Genomic DNA, 18,556 nt, shown 5'->3' on the forward strand with positions numbered 1-18,556 from the left:
TTTCTTGGCAATTAGAACGTAACGGCACCAAGGCCCGTCCCGGGGCATCCTTTATCATGGAAAGGCAGTCAGGAATATAGGCCTGAATATTTATGCTTAAATCCTCCTTGCACCGTAAGCCGGGGAAATCAAGAGGTTCTTCCAATTCGGGGTTTTTTAAAAGACGCCAATGAGCGAGGAGAAAGCGAGTTTGCCCCAATTGGGGCGATAAAAAATCAGCAAAGCCAAGCGCAACATCCTGTTAAAAAAATTAGTGAACTGCTAAATCTAGCGGTGAATAATTCGGCCTAAATGGCTGTCCCTTAGATTTCCTGGATCGTATATATAAGTATAACCTACTTCAACAGGCACTCCATTGTTCACCATTGCCCCTTTTATAATGGGTTTAAAGATTTTTGGCATGGAAGAGTCTATCTTATCAACAAAACATAGCCGGAAGCACTGTTATCAACAGGAAGTGGAAGCGCTCATGTCTCAATTTTCCACCGATCCTTATCATGGACTGAAAGGTCATCAGGTGGAAGCCCAACAATTACGGTTCGGGAAAAATGAAATTGCCACCAAAGAAGGAGAATCCAAATGGAAGCTCTTTTTCAAGCAATTTCAGCAGCCATTGGTTTATATTTTGATTGTTGCCGGGATTGCGGTTGGATTTTTAGAAGAATGGGTGGAGATGGGCGCAATCTTCGGGGTGGTGGCCATTAATGCCATTATTGGCTATGTACAGGAGCTGAAAGCCCTGAAAGCCATTGCTTCTTTATCCAAATCTTTAATGGCTCAGGCGCAGGTTTTAAGAGCGGGTGTTTTTCAAATTGTTCCGGCTCAAGAGTTGGTGCCGGGGGATATTATCCAGCTTAATGCCGGTGATAAGGTGCCCGCTGATATTCGGATTATTTCCGAAAGGGCGCTACAGGTGGATGAATCAGCTTTAACCGGGGAGTCATTACCCGTTGAAAAACAAATAGCGGTGATTCCCGATGAAGTGGCTTTGGGAGACCGAAAAAACCTTTCTTTCCTTGGTTCATTGGTGACGCACGGTACCGCCAGAGGCTTAGTGGTGGCGACCGGAAATGATACGGAAATGGGAAAAATCAACACCATGATTGCCTCGGCAGAAGTGTTGGAAACACCCTTAACCCAAAAAATTAATCAATTCGCCTATCGTTTATTATGGATAATTCTGGCATTGGCCTTATTCGCCATGGCGCTTAGTCTGTATCGTGGGCATAGCCTGGAGGAGGTGATTTTGGAGGGAGTAGCACTGGCGGTGGGGGCTATTCCGGAAGGGCTTCCAGCGGTAGTGACCATCACCCTGGCCATCGGGGTTTCCCGCATGGCCCGAAGGAAAGCCATCATCCGAAAGTTGCCGGCAGTGGAGACGCTGGGGAGTACTACCGTGATTTGTTCGGACAAAACCGGCACACTCACCCAAAATCAGATGACTGTTCAAGCGCTTTATTGTGAAGGCAAGGTCTATTCGGTTAGTGGAGTGGGCTATGCGCCGGTAGGAGAAATTTTTTATAAAGGGCAAAAAATAAATGCCCTGCAAGAGAGGAGCCTGACCACCTTGCTGCATTGTGGTTATTTGTGTAATGATGCCCAATTGGTGCAGGAAAAGGAGTGGGAGATCAACGGTGATCCGACGGAAGGTGCATTAATAGTGGTGGCCCAGAAAGCCGGGCTGGATGCGGCCAAGTTAATGGTGGACTTTCCACGGCTGGATGCTATACCTTTTGAGTCTGAGCATCAGTATAGTGCCACTTTACATAAGGGCTTCACTAATAATATTTTATATGTAAAAGGATCTGTGGAAAGAATCATGACTTTCTGTGATACTTTATTGGAGTCTGAAAAAGCACTGATTCTTCAACAGGCAGAGGCCTTTGGGAAGAAGGGGATGCGGGTTTTGGCTTTTGCGGGAAAGGCAATAAAGGCGCAGCAGTCCGAAGTGGAAGAGTCGGATGCCAGATCGGGCCTGGAGTTTTTTGGATTGCAGGCAATGATTGATCCTCCGCGTCCGGAGGCTATTGAGGCGGTCGATGCAGTGCAGAAGGCCGGAATGAAGGTGAAAATGATTACCGGAGATCACAAAAGTACTGCTCAGGCCATTGCCAGACAGCTCGGTATGAACAATGCGGAAAAGGGGATGAGTGGTTTGGAATTGAATGATTTGGAGGAAAAGGAAATCCCATCATTGGCGGAAGAGTATTCCGTATTTGCAAGGGTGAGTCCGGAGCAAAAGTTGCAGTTGGTGAAAGCGCTTCAGCACAAAGGGCATATTGCAGCCATGACTGGTGATGGAGTGAATGATGCACCGGCTTTGCAACAGGCGAATATTGGGGTGGCCATGGGGAAAGGGGGGACAGAGGTAGCCCGGGAGACTTCAGATATGATTTTGACGGACGATAATTTTGCTACTATCCGGGCAGCTGTTGAAGAAGGCCGGGCGGTGCTGGATAATTTGATCAAGTTTATTGGCTGGACATTACCAACCAATATTTCGGAGGGAATGGTCATTCTGATGGCCGCACTTATGGGCGTGGCATTACCTATTCTGCCTTTGCAAATTCTTTGGATTAATATGAGTACGGCCATTTTTTTGGGTTCGACCCTGGCAGTGGAGCGAAAGGAATGGAATTTGATGAACAGGCTGCCCCGCGCGGCAGATGCGCCCATTTTGGATCGGGAAATGGTCTTTCGTTTGTTATGGGTGAGTGCTTATATAGTTATTGCCGTCTTTGCCATTTACCGTTTTGCTTTGGAACAGGGCCATTCTATTGCTTATGGCCGAACTATGGCCGTGAATATGATTGTATTTGCGGAGCTGGTTTACCTTTTGAATTGCCGCTCCATACATCATTCTCCCTTTAAGATTGGTTTTTTTAGTAATCATTGGTTAATACTCGGTATTTTGGTGATGATTTTTTTACAAATGCTATTTACTTACTGGCCGGTGATGAATCAGCTATTCAGAAGTGTGCCGATCAGCGGTGCGGATTGGATGAGGATTCTGGCTGCCAGTGGCTTGCTGTTTGGTTTAGTTGAAGTAGAAAAATTGATGAAGCGTAGGCTGGGATAAAGGAGATATCTCGCAGAAAGCCGGGCAGCTTTTCGGCGATAGTCCTTTAGAACGTGTTTAAAAGCACACCCTCCGGCTGCAAATTCGAATTATTGGAAGCGATTTTGGATAATTTCTCCACAATGGCAATGCTATTCTTTCAAAATAATCGGGTTTTGCTTCTGCATTTATCAAATTTTCGCTACAAATTTTGGCTTTTAAAACGCTCCTAGGAGCCTGTCGGATTATAATCGACTTCCCTAAAATCACAAAATATTATTTTGGCCATAAATTGTGCGTTCAGGGCTTTTTCATAAAAAGCTAGATCAGCCATTCAATACCTTTTATTTAATCATCAATCGTTTCTTTTTCATTTTTTCTTGATAAAAAACGAAACAAAAAAATCAAGGCCGGAGGGTTGATGTGGAAGATTTTATACCATAATGTCAATACTGTAAAAGGTTGTTAGCTCACTTAAAAACAAGCGCTCAAATCAAATAGCCGCCCTTTGGGAAATAGATCATTCCTATAATTTGCCCATTTGTAGTTTTATGAAAAAGCCGTGATTGTGCGTTGAAGTTAAACTAGCCCTAAAGGCTATATTTGAGGGATTGGAAAGATATTTTCTTCAATTGAAATTTGATATCCCAAATAATATTTCGCCTAATAGACTAAATTGGTATAAATCCGATACGCTCCAAGCCGGTCTTTCAAGGGACGGATTTATTTTAAACAAGGGGGGGGCAGGGTAAGCAGGAATTTCCGGGAAAGAAGAGTGGGCGGTTAGTTCGCTTTTGAATCCGTTTTTTTCTTCTACTGAAAGTGAAAAGAACGATTCTGTTTTGGATTATTTCCTGAGTCGAGGGACTGATGAAATTGCCTTTGAAATTCCTTTTTTCGGTTTTCTGATTGGGTTTAATGTGTTGTTTTTTAGGGGTTTGTTGTTTTATTTCTTAAAAAAAAAGAGTCACTATCCTTTTTGGCCGTTATTGTATTGGGGTATTGGACTTGTTACTTTTGTGCTATCCCAAAAGCAAATAACATGAGATATTTAACAGGAATCCTATTGGGCATGGGTTTATCCATGATGGCTTGCGCACCATCAAGTGATAATTCAAAAAAGCAGCAAGCTTCCTTGGAGCCTCAGGGTGGGAAATATGAAATGGTGCAGGCCTCCGAGGTGAATTGGACTTATCTGAACCCCGCCAGAAAGGATAAGGCAACTATGGCTGGAACGCTGTGGGGAGACCGTAATGGCACGAAAGCAACAGGATTTTTGTTAAAGCCTTTTGATGGATTTTCTTCTCCTCCTCATATTCATAATGTATCCTATCAGAGGAGTGGTGATTAACGGTCTGTTTCATAATGATGATCCGGAAGCAGAGAACGAGTGGATGCCTGCTGGATCATTCTGGACGCAACCAAAGGGGCAAGTGCACATTACTTCAGCTAAAGGAGAAAATTTGTTAGCCTATATCGAAATTGAAGAGGGGCCCTACCTGGTAAAGCCGACTGAGGAGGCTTTTCATACCGATGAGGTGCCTTTGAATATGGATCAGTCGAATATTGTTTGGTTGAATGCGGCGGATATTCGGTGGATCAGTAAATCCGTGGCTGGTAGTCAAACACAGGCGAAGGTGGCCATGCTTTGGGGAGATAAAAATGAGCAGCAATTTTATGGAAGCATGCTGAAATTACCAGCGGGTTTTGCCGGTAAATTGGTGAGTCATGCGGGCAGTTTCAAAGCGGTGGTGATCAAAGGGGACCTTCAATATCAATTTCCCAAATTGGAGCAGGCAGTGAAATTGACCCCCGGAAGTTATTTTGCTTCTTCGGATAACGGTGATCATCAATTATCAGTAGGGGAGAGAGAGCTTGTGCTTTATATCCGAACCAATGGCGAATTTGAATTAAAATAGTCCGATTTTAGGATAAAGTCGACCAGTTTTTTTTTACGTTATGAATGTTCTTAGGAGGGTTGGCGAAAAATTAGGGTGATTAAATTTATTGATGAGATGAACAGAAGGGTTTTAGGTAATATATTATTTTTTGTTTTCGCAATATTATCGCTTACGGGTATACTCCTCTATTTTATACCATTCCAAAAGGGGGTGGTGGCCTTACATACCTTGATGGCCGTATTTTTTTTGATATTGGTGCTATTTCACCTTTTCAATAATAAGAAACCATTGAAACAATACTTAAAGGTGGCGCCCAAAGGAAAAGCCAAAAACTGGAGTGGGTTGGCGATTTTCACAGGATTGCTGGTGCTGGTTTACCTGTCTTATTCGGGTAATGCTATAGTGAACTCTTTATACCAATGGGGCAATGAGTACCGTTCTCAACAGTTAGGCAAGGTGGAAGCTTCCTTTGATTATGAAATCATCGATATGGACAAAACGGTGGGGGAGCGTTCCTTTAGTGTGGAATTCAAAAAAGGACCCGCCTTTACGCATCCCTTATTTGCCATTTGGTTGGAAGACTTCGAAGGTCATTACCTCCATACCCTCTATGTTTCGCAGTCGATCTCTTCCAGTGTTTTCGCGATCGCCAAACGGGAAGGGGATAAGGTATTGCCGGGCATTCAAAGAAGGCCGGAAGCATTACCATATTGGTCGCATAAAAGAGGCATTCAGGCTTCGGATGGTTTGTATGTGCCTTTGGAAGCAGCACCTGATTTGGATGGCGTGTCCGGAGCTACGCCAGTGAAAAGCTTTGTGATTAACAGTCAGCATCAGCCGAAAGGTGAGCAGGAATACCGCGTGATGATGGAAGTGAATCAGTCCTTTGACTGGAATGAGTACTATTCCAAGGACCGCTTTCCAGAAGATCCTATTTACTCCGGATCCGGCGTAGTGGGCCAGCCTTCTTTGGTATATTCGGCCATATTATCGGCCTCTGAATTGGACAGAAAAACGCATAAAATTATGGAATTGATCGGGCACGGCCATCATTCCGGGCAGGATGGAGAACTTTATGAAGATTTGTCGAAAGTGACCACCGCCAAAGAAATCGCGGAGCGAATTATACTGACCGTGAAGTAATTATTTGTCCGGCTAATTGAAGTAACAAAAAAAGGCTTTAGGGGAGTTCATCATTCCCTTAGAGCCTTTTTTATTTTTAGCACAGGATAGCCTGAATTTTTTTCAACTAGCTTCAGTGAAGTACTTTAATGTCCTCACTATTTAAATCTATTAGTGTATTTACTGATTTTTAGTAGCCCAAATTGGGGCAAACTTGCTTTCTCCTCATTCACCTGCTTATTAGGAAACAACTCAAAATAGAGGACTATTTCTTCCTATTTTCTGTCTTGCAGCTAAACGAGGATTTTAGCATGTATAATCCGGCATTGGCAAATGCTCAGACCGAATATTAAAATTCAAATTTGACGTGCTCATGCAAGTTGGGAGCGTCCGGAGTGGTGTAAAGTATGGGATTTCCGGTCTTTGGGATCTCCACAATCATACACATGATGGTTCGGCCCGTTGGCGATCCTGGGTAGACCAAAATTGGCTTCGTTGTTTTTAAGGCTTTGACCCCTTCCAAGCCAATAGTGGCACTGCTTTGTTGCAAATGTTGTTTGGCTAAAGCAAATCTCTGCTGGGTGTAGCCATAACTTCCTCCGCCAGAGGATGGATCCATTTTAAAGGTAACCGGTGCATTTTCCTGTAAACTATGGTTAGTGTGGACGTTGAACTGCTCCCCCGTTTGGTCAAGAATTTTAGCATTACCTTCCCATGTTTCGACAGCAATCACTTTTTCACGGTCACCAATCATGAAGTTCATGGCTGTTCCTGCAGTGGTATTTTTAAGATATTGATAGGCTTGTTCTGTATTTTTACTTTCCAGGACTTTTCTCACCTTGAAAGAAACAGGAATCCCATAGCTGGTTGTTGGAAGATCAGCAATGGTATTAACCCCAACGCTTACGCCATAATTATTCACCCCATTTTGACCAATTTGCCCGGCAAAGGTTTGTTGGAGAATCTCAAGATCGGAGTTTGGATATTTAATCTTAAGAACGGTTACCGCGCCCTCATGGTAGGTGGGAATATCATTGTTATGGGTTACATAGTTGGGTAAGGATGTCCTGTTGAAGATTCCGGTGGTGGTACAATGGCCATCCTTGATCGCTAACTGACCAGACTTCATCAGGTACAGAAACAGCTCGTCAAAGCTTTGATAAACGAATAGCTTGTTAAAATCAACCTCAGCACCATCAGCAATCCCCTTCATTTCTAAATACAAATCAGGCAATTCCTTTTTCACAGCGGCAATATGCCCGGTACTTTCAACAAAGTTGCTGATCATTTGATCCGGGTCTTTTGCGTTGGCGTTATTTCTTAACCAATTTTCAAAATTGGAGAGTGTTTTGTTAATGACCAATTTAAGGGCGGTTCCATGTTGAATACCTCTATGGTAAGGTGTGGCAGCATCAAGCTCCAGGTAATACACGCCACCTCGGATTTCCACTTTGGGAATAGGGACATCGCTTGTTTTTTTTGTAGCGAAGGCAGTCATACTTATTCCGAATAGGGCGACAAATGCGAAGGCAAAGGTTTTTAAATTATTCATGATTTTGCTTTTAAAGTTCTGATTCACCTACTACTGGGAAAGAACCTTTTCTTTTCCCTAATCGGGATGGAAAAAAAGTGCATAAAAAATTTAACCCGAATGATGCGTGCTTCTATCCCCCTTTAGCGACAAGGCGAAAAAATGAAGGAATGGTTTCTTATTTCGAGTTTTTTCCAACGAAACAGATGAATGAGGAGAAAGCCAGTTTGCCCGAATTTGGGCTATTATAATTCAAAGAAAATAAGTTTTAAAGAATTGAAAATAAACCACTTAAGATTGACTAATAAATATAGCGGTGAATAATTCGGCTTAAAAAAACAGCAAAACCAATAGAGAAACATGAGTAGGAAGGTTTTTAGTCCGATTTTCGGAATCAGGCGGTGGATAATTGGGTTCAGGAATTAGACAGAGGAGCAGACACCATTATTTTTTAAAATCAGGAGAGCGGAAATGCCTGACTTGTTCCAATCGGGGAGTCCAAATGCAAAAGTATCAAATAATTATGGATGGAGCTTAGGGTTTTTGGGGCCGTTTTTCCCAGTGATAAGCGAACATAAAAAAATCAAAAAATGAAAACGATAATGAAGTTAATGCCCATGATTGCCCTTTTACTTTTTTTTGTATTAACAGGATGTAATAAAGAGGATGTAAAGCCGATATATCCCAAACAAGGCAATGGGCATTGGAGTGGAAACAGATGGTATGGGCCTACTCCTCCCAATATGAAAATTGATCCTAATTGTCATTGGGACCGAGAGGATGATGGCGGATGGGAACTGGAATGTGAAGGTCGAGGAGGAATGAATCAACCACCTTATCCGGCGCCTTCCGGCTGTCATTGGGAGCGAGAAGATAATGGTGGATGGGAATTGGAATGTGAAGGTCGAAGAGGATCGAACCAACCGCCTTATCCGGCGCCTTCCGGCTGTCACTGGGACCGAGAAGATGATGGTGGATGGGAATTGGAATGTGGTGACGATTAAGATGAAGTCATTCACCAAATGTGTATGACCAGCAACTGGTTATACTTTCAAAAAAAACACCGTTGAAGATCGCTGTTATGGTGATCCTCAACGGTGTTTTTTTGATGCTGTAGGATGATTTAACCCGAATTATCCACAGCTAAATTCATTGATTTATTCCAAGACGTTAATTCTATATCAATTAGAATTTTTTTTCTGAGGTTTTTAATAGCCCAAATTTGGGTAAGCCTGCTTTCTCCTCATTCACCTGCTTCTAAGGAAAAAACGCAAAATAGGGGACTACTCCTTCATTTTTTCCGTCTTGCAGCTAAACGAGGATTTAAGTATGCTGAATTCGGGTAAAAGCCTTTTTTATTTTCAGCGCATTGCTAGTTCGCTTGCTTATACTTCTCCGGTAGCGGTTTAAAGTCATCCCCAATCTTCAGATAATCCGTTGAAGGCGTCCATGCAAAACCTGTTGGCGTCCAGTCTACTCCCGGAACCCAATAATCTCCACCATACTCGTAAGCGCCCAAGTCCGGAGCACTTCCCTTGTATCCTTTATGGTTGATGCCTTTAATTTTCTTCCCTTGATTGATCATCGGCGAATCCTTTAGGGGCATGAACTTGTTCTTGATATCCGTATGGAAAGGTACTGTTTCATATTGCACGTTGTAGTCGAACTCATTATCTGCTTCCGGTCCGCTGTATTCTTTTTCATCAACTTTGTATTTTGATCCGTCACCGGATAGCCACCATGGACGTACATCACAAATGTTATTGTATAATTTATTGTCTTTGACATTCGTCCGTACCTCATTTCTTTTCGGAACCCAGCTACCGATCAATGACTCTTCCGCAGGGCCGACATTCCAAAAAGTATTGTTATAAATTTCATTTTCGACAGCATTCCAGTTGAAGCGTAAGCCTCCCCATTCAATGTCCCAAACCACATTATGGTGAACGATGTAGCCGGCCGAATTATTATCTAAATAAATTCCCGTGGCTTTTTTGCCGGCATGCTTGGCGCCATAGGCATCATGGAACCAGTTGTGATGAAGTTCAATATTTCTGGGGACACTGTTGCCGGTAACATAGAACAAGCCACCATCTGCACCGGAAATCAGACTTTTCTGCACGTGGTTGTAGGCAAATTCGCTATTGTCACCGGATACTTTTACTCCATCTCGGGCAGAACCGTAGACCGAGTTTTTAAAGAATTTGTTTTCCGGCCCGTGGCTATTGATCAGAGAAGCATGAATGCCTATGGTGTTAAAATGCTGGATGATACAATTTTCTACACGATTTCGAACGGCATTTTTGGCCAGCAAAATGCCATTCACACTGCCATTTTCCAAAACGCATTTTTCAATCACATTTCCTTCTCCCTTCATGATTTGCACCGCTGCATCCGCCACCGCGGCGCCCTTGAGGTTAGTGATCAGGCGTTCTGCTCCATGCTTCACCATGCAGCTGGTCATTTTATTATGATTGCCATTAATGGTTACCATGCCACCGAAAAAATTCAATCCTTCCAGTACGATATAATCCTTACGCAGATCCACCACCTGCTGACGTGCGCTGACTTCCACCTGCGCCTGATCCGGTTGAAGTCCTTTTGGTGGATAAAAATATAAAGTTTTTTGTGCCGCATCATAATACCATTCGTTGGGGGCGTCCAGCGCTTCGAGTTTATTCATCAGATAGAAAATCCCACGGTGCCCGTTCTCAAAACGCTGTGGGCTATGGGTTTTGCCAAAGGGCCATTTGTCAGGCAAGGTTTCAAAAGAGATACGTCCCAACGCTTGATCAAAGCCGGTAATGGTGCGTTCCCAGCTACAACCACTGTGAGCGCCCAGGTAATGAATGATACCACCGGTCCAGTCGATGGCCGGAATGTCCTGATTGCTGATATAGGACATCGACCAAGTGGATTTGTCCAGATCAATATAGGCGGCATCTAAAGTATATTCATCATTGTCGGTGTCATTGGGCCAACGGGCAATCTGCATCTTCTGGTGATTCCAGTAAACATTATTGCGTTCGGCCAAATCCATGGAAACCCCTGTTTTTTTATAGATATTTCCTTCGTGCTTTTCCCAACCGGTCACGGCCTCAGTGGCGCTGATGATCACTTTATCTTGCGCCCAGGCTTTGAATACAATGGGCTTCGATTTTGTGCCGGAATTTTTAGGTTGGATGGTTTCCCGATAAGTTCCTTCATGGATGTAGCAAACATCTCCTTTGACCATAATATTGGCCGCTTGCTGAATCGTCTGAAAAGGATTGGCTTTGGAACCATCTCCTTTGGTGGAATTCCGGGCATCCACATGGTAGTCTCTTGCGCTTGCAGAAAGGGACAGGGCCAACAGAAAAAACAGGCAATAAAAATTTCTAATCATATCAAAAAATCGTTTGTAAGGCATCACGGAATTATTTCGATACAAAAATTAGTAAAAGATGCCGCTCCGGATGTTTAAAAATATCAGGGAAAGCAGGGGGTGTTTTGTGAGTGGATAAAGCAGAGGGCGGTTTTAAATTTTTTTCAGTTATTCTTGCCACCTAATGTTGGTTTAATCTCCTTTTTGGGGTAAAAAGAGAAGAAAAGAAAGCGTTACCATTAATCGGGATTGCTTAACGGTAACGCGATGTTTTTCCAAAGATTAAAGCTCAATGATACTTCCGTCTTGTGGAATCAGGAGCTCCACTGCTGCCTGTTGTGCTTTTTCTGCCAAAGAAGTCCGGCTAACCTGGCAATGATCCAAAGACGCTATATGAACAGCAATCTTAGTCGCATTTGGAGCTTTTTTTGCCACCTTTATCGCTTCCTCTTCATCCATCAGAATACGGTCTGCACCCATGAAAACAGCGCCGCCGGCATTCATGACAATCACTTCCGGATTATATTTTTCGATATTACCTTCGATCTCCGCATCCCAAAGACAATCCCCAATGATATAAATCGTCGGGGCTCCCTCCGCTTGCAATACAAATCCGGAGACCTGCCCTAAGGCTTCTAATACATGCTCCGGTCCGTGTTTTCCTCCTGTGCGGTGTATGGTAATGCCCTCAAATTCGGTGCTGTCCTCAATGACCTTCACATTTTCAAACGGACTATCTGCGAGCATTTTTGCATCAAAAGGCTGAGCGAAAAATGGCAGGTTTTTCGGAAGCATCTCCATAGCGGCAGGATCGAAATGATCCGGATGGGCATGCGTGAGGAAAATTGCATCAAGGCCTTCCAGGATATCACTGACCGGCATGGTCAAATCCACGGTCGGGTTTAAATTTTGATCCGGCACCACAAATGATCTTATGCTGTGTTTTTCGCCCAGCATAGGGTCAATGAGTAGTGTTTTTCCGGCATAATTGATTTTCAGTGTGGCATTTCGAATTAACTGAATACTGGTGTTTCCCATTTTGAATTTTATTAGTGGTTAATAATGATTCAAATATCTAAAATGCCGGGAGTTAAGTGGCTACCACCTTTCCATCAAATCCTACCATTTTGATAAGCCAGTCGGTATTCGCTGGGGCTTTCTCCCGTCTGACTTTTAAAAAAGCGGGAAAGGTGGTTGGGTTCGGAAAAATGAAAGATTTGTGCCAACGCTTCTATGGTATGGGTAGAAAACAGGAGTTGCATCTTGATTTCATAGGTCAGCCTCGCCTTTAAAAACTCACTGCAGGTGATATTGAAATGTTTCTTCACGGCCTTATTCAGTGTAATTCTACTGACCTTCATGAGGGCAGCATATTCGGCTACCCGTTGTTTAGCTACAATATGTTGCTCCACTAATCGCCGGAACTCATAAGCAATATTGTCATTGGTAATGGCCGTGTTGATCTGCTGTTGTCTGGCGTAAGTTCGGTTGAGTTGAATGAGGATATAATACAGGATAGAACGGATGATATGCACGCTGTCACTTTCCGGATTTTCCAGTTCGATTTTGATTTCCCGGAGTTTATGCAAATAATCTGCCTCCAAATCCGGGGAGATGCCCACTTTCAAAGGGAGTTCGGTCTGATAGAAGTACAGCAGCCGGAAGGTAAAATATTTGTCAGAGAAAAATTCATTCAGAAAATCTTCCTGAAAAATCAGGATGGTCGCTTCCAGCTCTTCAGCCTGAGTGTCCCAGCGGTATTTTTGATTTTCGGAAATAAAGAGCACCATATGATTCTCCAGCGTAATGTTCTGCTCATCCAATTGTAGCTTCCCCTTACCTTTTTCCACAAAAACAATCTGGAAAAAATCGGCAGACTGCCATTCTCCCAAAATGAGGGAATTGGTGTTTTGCCGGAGTTCCAAAACGTTCAGCAGGAAATCTACCCCACAGATGGTTTTATTAAATTTGATATGTTTCATTGGGCTTAATTTGATCGCAGACTATTCGGACTATAGCCAAATTGCTGTTTGAAAGTTCTACTCAGATGAGAGGCACTGTGAAAACCCAATTCCTCACTGATCTCCAAAATGCTTTTCTCTGTATAGGTGAGCAATCTGTTGGCTTCTTCTAAGCGGTGCTGATTAAAAAAGCTTTTGATCGGTTCATTAAAAACCATTTTAAAGGTGCGCTGTAATTTTGATTTACTCATGCCGTATTTTTCGGCCAGTTCCTCAATATTGGGGGGCGTGTCGAAGCTGGCGAGTAAATCCTCTTTGACCTGATGGATGATATAAAAATCATCCGGATGAACCTTAGGTTGATCCAAATTAAATGCTGTTCCTTCATCGATCATGGCCACCAGCCGGGCGGTGATTTCATAGGCACGGGCAAAGAGAATAGGCTTGCCCAGTCTTGCATCTTTGATGTGTAAAAATGCAGAACGTACCAGCGCTTCCAGCTCCGGAGTAAGCCGGTGGTAGTAAAACCAGTTCTGCTCGCTTTGCAGAATATTCAACAATTTTGTGCCGTTCGGACTGGTAGCGGTCCACAGCTCGAAAAAGGAAAGGGGAAAACGCACCGACATCCATCGGATATTTTTATTGGCGGGAAAAAAAAGCTTGAAAGGCTGGTTCGCATTATAAATCAGAATGCCCTCGGCATTTTCATCCGCATGTCGGTTGCCCTCCATATCACCATGAATTCCGATCCGGATCGCCACGATAGGTTCATCACTTTGGGGTTGATTGGTAATGTGCACCGGAGCATGCAAGAGGTAATCCGCAAGCGCAATAATGGCCCCATTAGGATATTGGTGGGAGGTGATTTCAATTTTACCCAGCGCGCTATCCGATTGAAAAGTTTTTCCATCCCATTCTCCACCAAAGGTTTCCTCCAGCTCTTTATAAAGGTGTCCGGGTAATTGTTCAATGGTATGTAGCTCCAGTATTTCTTTCCCCATGGTTTTTAAAAATTTAGTCCCATGCCAGTATGATCAGGCTTGTTTGCTGGCCAAAACTAAACATTCCCCTGCACATTTTGGAACTTTTTTGAATGCCGGATGCATCAATTTTGAAACAATCCTCTGGCGAAACTTCCCCACCTTTGTCTTATCATCATGGTCAGCCAAAGCCCCAAGGGAGGCTTGACCTTAGGGAAAATATCTATACTCCATCCAACCTGCTTCATATTTCAGAAAAGCTTCAATGGCCTTCCAAATTCAAAATACAATAGACTGGAAGATAGTCACATCAACAACTGTTGTAGCACCCTAGCTCCATTTCCGGTTCCGGACTTTGGGCCTGTTCCGACTATTGATCATGCTAAAAATAAGGATATGAATACAAGAATTTTCACCAGCCTTGTGCTGGCAATCGGATTGATTGCCCCACAGCTTTCTCTGGCAAAAGGAAAGGATAAGCAACCGAATATTTTGGTCATTATGGCTGATGATATCGGGATCTCCAATGTGAGTTATAATAACAAAGGAATGATGGGCTATATGACGCCCAATATTGATCGTATTGCGAATGAAGGGGCGCAATTTACGGATTACTATGCTGAGCAATCCTGTACTGCCGGACGCTCTGCATTTATCACGGGGCAGATGCCGGTACGGACAGGACTGACCAAGGTCGGTTTACCGGGAGCGGATCTGGGCCTTCGAAAAGAAGACCCTACGCTGGCAGAATTGCTGAAGCCAATGGGCTATGCGACGGGGCAATTCGGTAAGAATCACCTGGGTGATCGAGATGAGTTCCTGCCTACAGCGCACGGCTTCGATGAGTTTTTTGGAAACTTGTACCACCTGAATGCCGAAGAAGCTCCCGAACACCCGAACTATCCGAAGGATCCGGCTTTTAGAAAGAAATTCGGTCCTAGAGGGGTGCTCAAGTCCACCGCAGATGGTGAGGTCAAGGATACCGGCCCATTGACTAAAAAAAGAATGGAGACCATTGATCAGGAATTTTTGGATGCGACCATAGACTTTATCGAGCGTAAAGAAAACGAAGATACCCCATGGTTTTGCTGGTTTAACCCTTCCCGCATGCACTACCATACCCATGTGCCGGATGATTACAAAGGTAAAACCGGATTGAATGTTTATGCCGATGGTATGGTGCAACACGATGATCAGATCGGTGAATTGTTGGACAAAATTGATGAATTGAAGATCGCCGAGAACACCATCGTCATCTATACTACTGACAATGGCGCCCACTTTAATATGTGGCCTGATGGCGCTTCCACGCCTTTCCGTGGGGAAAAGAATATTAACTGGGAAGGTGGTTACCGCGTGCCTTTCGCCATCAGATGGCCGGGGAAAATTAAAGCCGGAAGTGTGGAGAATGGCATTACCTCTCATACGGACTGGTTGCCTACTTTAATGGCCGCTGCCGGGGATGAGCATATTGTTGAAAAACTACAGGAAGGCCATAAGATTGGTGACATGACCTACAAGGTGCATGTGGATGGTTACAACCTGTTGCCGAATTTGGTGGAGCAAAAGCCGGGGCAGGAATGGCCAAGAACAGAATTCTTTTACTGGAGTGATGATGGCGACCTGGTCGCCTATCGATTTGACCAATGGAAGTTGGTGTTTATGGAGCAGAAAGCGCATCAATTCCGGGTTTGGATGGAGCCTTTTACGGCCCTGCGTGTTCCTTTGATTTTTGACTTACGCATGGATCCTTATGAGCGTGCCTCGACCGATGCCAATGGCTATTACGAGTGGATGGAACGCGTAGCGCAATTCCTGGCGGTTCCTGCCCAAGCACAGGTAGGGGAGATGCTGAAAACTTTCCAGGAGTATCCACCACGCCAAAAACCCGCCAAGTTTAACATTGAAGATGTGTTGAACAATATGATGAAAACGGGTTCCAATAACTAAAATAATCTCAATCTCCTGCAAACGAGGAGAATCTCTTCATATCGGACCTCATTCCTCTTGGGATGGGGTCTTTGTCTTTGGGGCGCTTCGTAAACTCAGCCGGGCTTTCGCAGCTCGCTCTTTTTTTGCGCCCGCTTCGCTTGAAGGCGAAAAAAAGGAGCTCAAACAGACCTGCTCTATCCCTTCGCCTTGCAATCGGGAGCCACCAATAAAAATCAAAAATAGCTTTCGGGGGTTTTATAAGGAGTGAATCAAAAACAAGCACGATGATCATTCAAATAATTAGAATTCACTCTGCATTAGACGCGGAGGTATTGTTGGAGCGGGCCAAAGAACGGGCCAAGGAATTTGAGCAATTGGAAGGCCTGATTCAAAAGTACTATGTGAAGCTCGGTACGCAGGGAGGCTATGGAGGTATTTACATCTGGGAAAATCGGGATGCCATGGAGAATTTCCGGGATTCTGAACTGGCCGCAGGCATACCGGATGCCTATGAAATACTGGAAGCTCCCGATGTGGAATTGGCGGAAGTTTTGTTCCAGCTAAGATAAAAAATCCCCCGTCAGTATACTGTCGGGGGATTGTAAAGGCAATGTATCTTGTGTTTGATTGTAATAAGGGTGGTTTGTGTATCCTATTTGATCAACTTATTTTCCCTTGAATTAATTTACGGAAATTTTAATTTCACATTGAATGGTTAAAACTTGCTCCGGATTATTTTGGCAATCCAAAAGTTGTTGTAACTCATTTAATTCTTGTTGTAACTGGCTGGCACGTTGGCTCAGGTGAGCAGATTTATGCCCAAATCTTTCCATATTAGAGAATTGCTTTTGCCGCAGGAATTTAATCTTTGAAAGTATCAAGTCATGAATCACTTCCTCGGCCTCTAATGATTGGTAATCACTATCAATCAAAGTGATGGTTTTACTTTTAGCATGTGGAGTGTCTGGCTTTGTTAATGGGTTGGTTTTTGACATGTGGTTTTCATTTCGTTTTAATAATCCTACAAAGGTGCGTAAAAGAGGGAGTTTATTTTTATTTATAATTCTTATCTTATTCATAAGAAATTTTAATGACCATTAAGTGAAGAAATGCTTGCCTTTATTGGAGCAATCAAATTTGAACGCAAGACTTATTTTCTTTTTGGACTAAGCCGGAAGATTAGCTTTACAATGGTTTACAAAGGCTTTTTTCATTGTGGTGACCATTTTTTTAGCACCAATGTATCACCTGCATATAGATCGGTATTCCTAATGTGATGTTAAATGGAAAAGTAATGGCAAGCGGCATGGGAATATACAGCCCCGGATTGGCTTGGGGTACCGCAATTTTCATAGCTGCAGGCACCGCGATGTAGGACGCACTGGCCACCAAAATAGCCAACAATAAACGGTCTCCCACACTCGGACTTAAAGCCCCACTCAGGGCAGCTACAGCGACCCCATTGATCAATGGGATAACCGTTGCAAAGATAAAAGGGCCGGGGCCTTTGCGGAAAAGTGAGGATAATTTTCGACCGCTTTCAATGCCCATATCGAGTAGAAATATGGCCAGAAAACCTTTGAAAAGTTGGTTGGTAAGGGGAGCGATGCCCTGCGCTTGCTCCTCGCTGGCCATAAAGCCAATCACCAGACTACCCAAAATAAGCAGGACGGACCCGTTGGTAAAAGAATGCTTTACGATGGATTTCATACAGACCTGATTTTGTTTTTTGTAAGCCGAAATCAGTAGTACGCCTACAATAATAGCCGGGGCTTCCATCAGCGCCATCGTGGCAATCATATACCCACCGAAGGGAATATTTTGTAATTCCAAAAATGCGACGCAGGTCACAAAGGTAACGGCGCTGATGGATCCGTAGGCCGCTGCTATGGCCCCGGAATTTTCCACCGAGAACTTCTTTTTGAGCAGAAAGAAGGTATAAATGGGAACCAATAGCGCCATGATGATACCGAAGGCGATCATGCCGGCCATTTCCATGGTAAAAGTGGAGTGGGCTAATTCTTGTCCACCCCTGAATCCAATGGAAAATAATAAATAGAGAGAAAGGAATTTTGAGGAACCTTCCGGAATTTTTAAATCACTTTTGAGTTGTACTGAGATGATACCCAGGGCGAAAAATAGAAGGGCAGGGTTGGTGAGGTTTTCAATAATTAGCTGAAGATCCATTCTTATTAATATCGTCTATGAACTGTTAAAATGTATTTTATGGGTAGACCCATTGAAGTGGAAAAATCAAATTGGAAGTGATTTTGATTCATTTATCAAAAAGCAGTGTGGCTATGATTTCAAAATAATCGGAAATCACTTCCTTATAATTTCAAGATTTTCTCAGAAGATTTGATTACTGGACATGCGGTTAAGGGTTAAAAGTAATGTTGATCTCGCAGTGAAGGGACAGGACTTGTTCTGGGTTCACAGTAGATTGTAGTAAATCCTCTAAAGAATCTAATTCCTCCTGTAATTCCTGAGCTCTTTGGTTTAAATGCCCTGATTCCACCCCAAACCGTTCCAAAATGGAGAACTGTTTTTGCTTTAAGAATTTAATCTTTGAGCGAATCAGATCCCGAACCACTTCTTCCGCTTCGGGTTTTTGATAATCACTGTTGATCAGGGTGATTTGACGCGTCTTAGGGAAGGTGATTTTTGCCGCCGGAGTTAAATGCTTATTCTTCATGATTTTAACTTA

15 protein-coding genes are annotated in these 18,556 nt (G+C 43.5%); 7 read left to right on the forward strand and 8 right to left on the reverse strand.

What is annotated here, in order from left to right; genetic code table 11:
• Nucleotides 1-400 precede the first annotated feature (400 nt).
• From AAA970_RS05585 to AAA970_RS05600, 4 genes are all read left to right on the forward strand, one after another.
• Nucleotides 401-3,079, forward strand: a complete 2,679-nt coding sequence (locus AAA970_RS05585; protein WP_338236272.1) for a cation-translocating P-type ATPase — start codon at nucleotides 401-403, stop codon at nucleotides 3,077-3,079.
• 1,021 nt (nucleotides 3,080-4,100) lie between these two features.
• Nucleotides 4,101-4,409, forward strand: coding sequence for a DUF4437 domain-containing protein (locus tag AAA970_RS05590; RefSeq protein ID WP_338236273.1), 309 nt, complete (start codon nucleotides 4,101-4,103; stop codon nucleotides 4,407-4,409).
• Nucleotides 4,381-4,977, forward strand: coding sequence for a DUF4437 domain-containing protein (locus AAA970_RS05595; protein ID WP_338236274.1), 597 nt, complete (start codon nucleotides 4,381-4,383; stop codon nucleotides 4,975-4,977). The genes AAA970_RS05590 and AAA970_RS05595 overlap by 29 nt, the downstream gene beginning before the upstream one ends.
• Nucleotides 4,978-5,247: 270 nt before the next feature.
• A complete protein-coding gene (locus AAA970_RS05600; protein ID WP_338236275.1) occupies nucleotides 5,248-6,102 on the forward strand; it encodes a hypothetical protein in 855 nt (284 codons plus the stop codon).
• Between the two features lie 328 nt (nucleotides 6,103-6,430).
• On the opposite strand, the gene AAA970_RS05605 is transcribed toward AAA970_RS05600, so the two are convergent.
• Complete coding sequence (locus AAA970_RS05605; protein ID WP_338236276.1) at nucleotides 6,431-7,633, reverse strand: C45 family autoproteolytic acyltransferase/hydrolase; 1,203 nt, start codon at nucleotides 7,631-7,633, stop codon at nucleotides 6,431-6,433.
• Nucleotides 7,634-8,202: 569 nt separating this feature from the next.
• On the opposite strand from AAA970_RS05605, the gene AAA970_RS05610 reads away from it, so the two are divergent.
• Nucleotides 8,203-8,616 carry a hypothetical protein gene (locus AAA970_RS05610; protein ID WP_338236277.1) on the forward strand — a complete coding sequence of 138 codons (414 nt, stop codon included), beginning with the start codon at nucleotides 8,203-8,205 and terminating at the stop codon, nucleotides 8,614-8,616.
• 368 nt (nucleotides 8,617-8,984) lie between these two features.
• On the opposite strand, the gene AAA970_RS05615 is transcribed toward AAA970_RS05610, so the two are convergent.
• The 4 genes from AAA970_RS05615 to AAA970_RS05630 all read right to left on the reverse strand — a co-directional run bounded on the left by AAA970_RS05615 (nucleotide 8,985) and on the right by AAA970_RS05630 (nucleotide 13,938).
• On the reverse strand, nucleotides 8,985-10,997 hold the full coding sequence (locus AAA970_RS05615; RefSeq protein WP_338236278.1) for a right-handed parallel beta-helix repeat-containing protein: 2,013 nt from the start codon (nucleotides 10,995-10,997) through the stop codon (nucleotides 8,985-8,987).
• Nucleotides 10,998-11,258: 261 nt separating this feature from the next.
• Nucleotides 11,259-12,014, reverse strand: coding sequence for an MBL fold metallo-hydrolase (locus tag AAA970_RS05620; protein ID WP_338236279.1), 756 nt, complete (start codon nucleotides 12,012-12,014; stop codon nucleotides 11,259-11,261).
• A gap of 74 nt (nucleotides 12,015-12,088) precedes the next feature.
• Complete coding sequence (locus AAA970_RS05625; protein WP_338236280.1) at nucleotides 12,089-12,958, reverse strand: AraC family transcriptional regulator; 870 nt, start codon at nucleotides 12,956-12,958, stop codon at nucleotides 12,089-12,091.
• A gap of 5 nt (nucleotides 12,959-12,963) precedes the next feature.
• Nucleotides 12,964-13,938, reverse strand: coding sequence for a helix-turn-helix transcriptional regulator (locus tag AAA970_RS05630; protein WP_338236281.1), 975 nt, complete (start codon nucleotides 13,936-13,938; stop codon nucleotides 12,964-12,966).
• 375 nt (nucleotides 13,939-14,313) lie between these two features.
• Here AAA970_RS05630 and AAA970_RS05635 point away from each other — a divergent pair, with 375 nt between their 5' ends.
• Nucleotides 14,314-15,867, forward strand: coding sequence for an arylsulfatase (locus AAA970_RS05635; protein WP_338236282.1), 1,554 nt, complete (start codon nucleotides 14,314-14,316; stop codon nucleotides 15,865-15,867).
• Between the two features lie 266 nt (nucleotides 15,868-16,133).
• Nucleotides 16,134-16,418, forward strand: coding sequence for a hypothetical protein (locus tag AAA970_RS05640; protein WP_060685940.1), 285 nt, complete (start codon nucleotides 16,134-16,136; stop codon nucleotides 16,416-16,418).
• Nucleotides 16,419-16,529: 111 nt separating this feature from the next.
• Here the strand turns inward: AAA970_RS05640 and AAA970_RS05645 are convergent, their stop codons facing one another.
• From AAA970_RS05645 to AAA970_RS05655, 3 genes are all read right to left on the reverse strand, one after another.
• Entirely contained in the window at nucleotides 16,530-16,928 is a 399-nt protein-coding gene (locus AAA970_RS05645; protein ID WP_338236283.1) for a hypothetical protein, read from the reverse strand.
• 151 nt (nucleotides 16,929-17,079) lie between these two features.
• Nucleotides 17,080-18,036 (reverse strand): sodium-dependent bicarbonate transport family permease, encoded by a 957-nt coding sequence (locus AAA970_RS05650; RefSeq protein WP_338236284.1) that lies wholly within the window; start codon nucleotides 18,034-18,036, stop codon nucleotides 17,080-17,082.
• Nucleotides 18,037-18,226: 190 nt separating this feature from the next.
• The gene (locus tag AAA970_RS05655; protein ID WP_053404465.1) at nucleotides 18,227-18,544 is read right to left on the reverse strand and encodes a hypothetical protein; all 318 of its coding nucleotides are present in this window, start codon (nucleotides 18,542-18,544) and stop codon (nucleotides 18,227-18,229) included.
• Nucleotides 18,545-18,556 lie beyond the last annotated feature (12 nt).

Source organism: Persicobacter diffluens, from assembly GCF_036244895.1.
GTDB classification, from domain to species: domain Bacteria; phylum Bacteroidota; class Bacteroidia; order Cytophagales; family Cyclobacteriaceae; genus Persicobacter; species Persicobacter diffluens.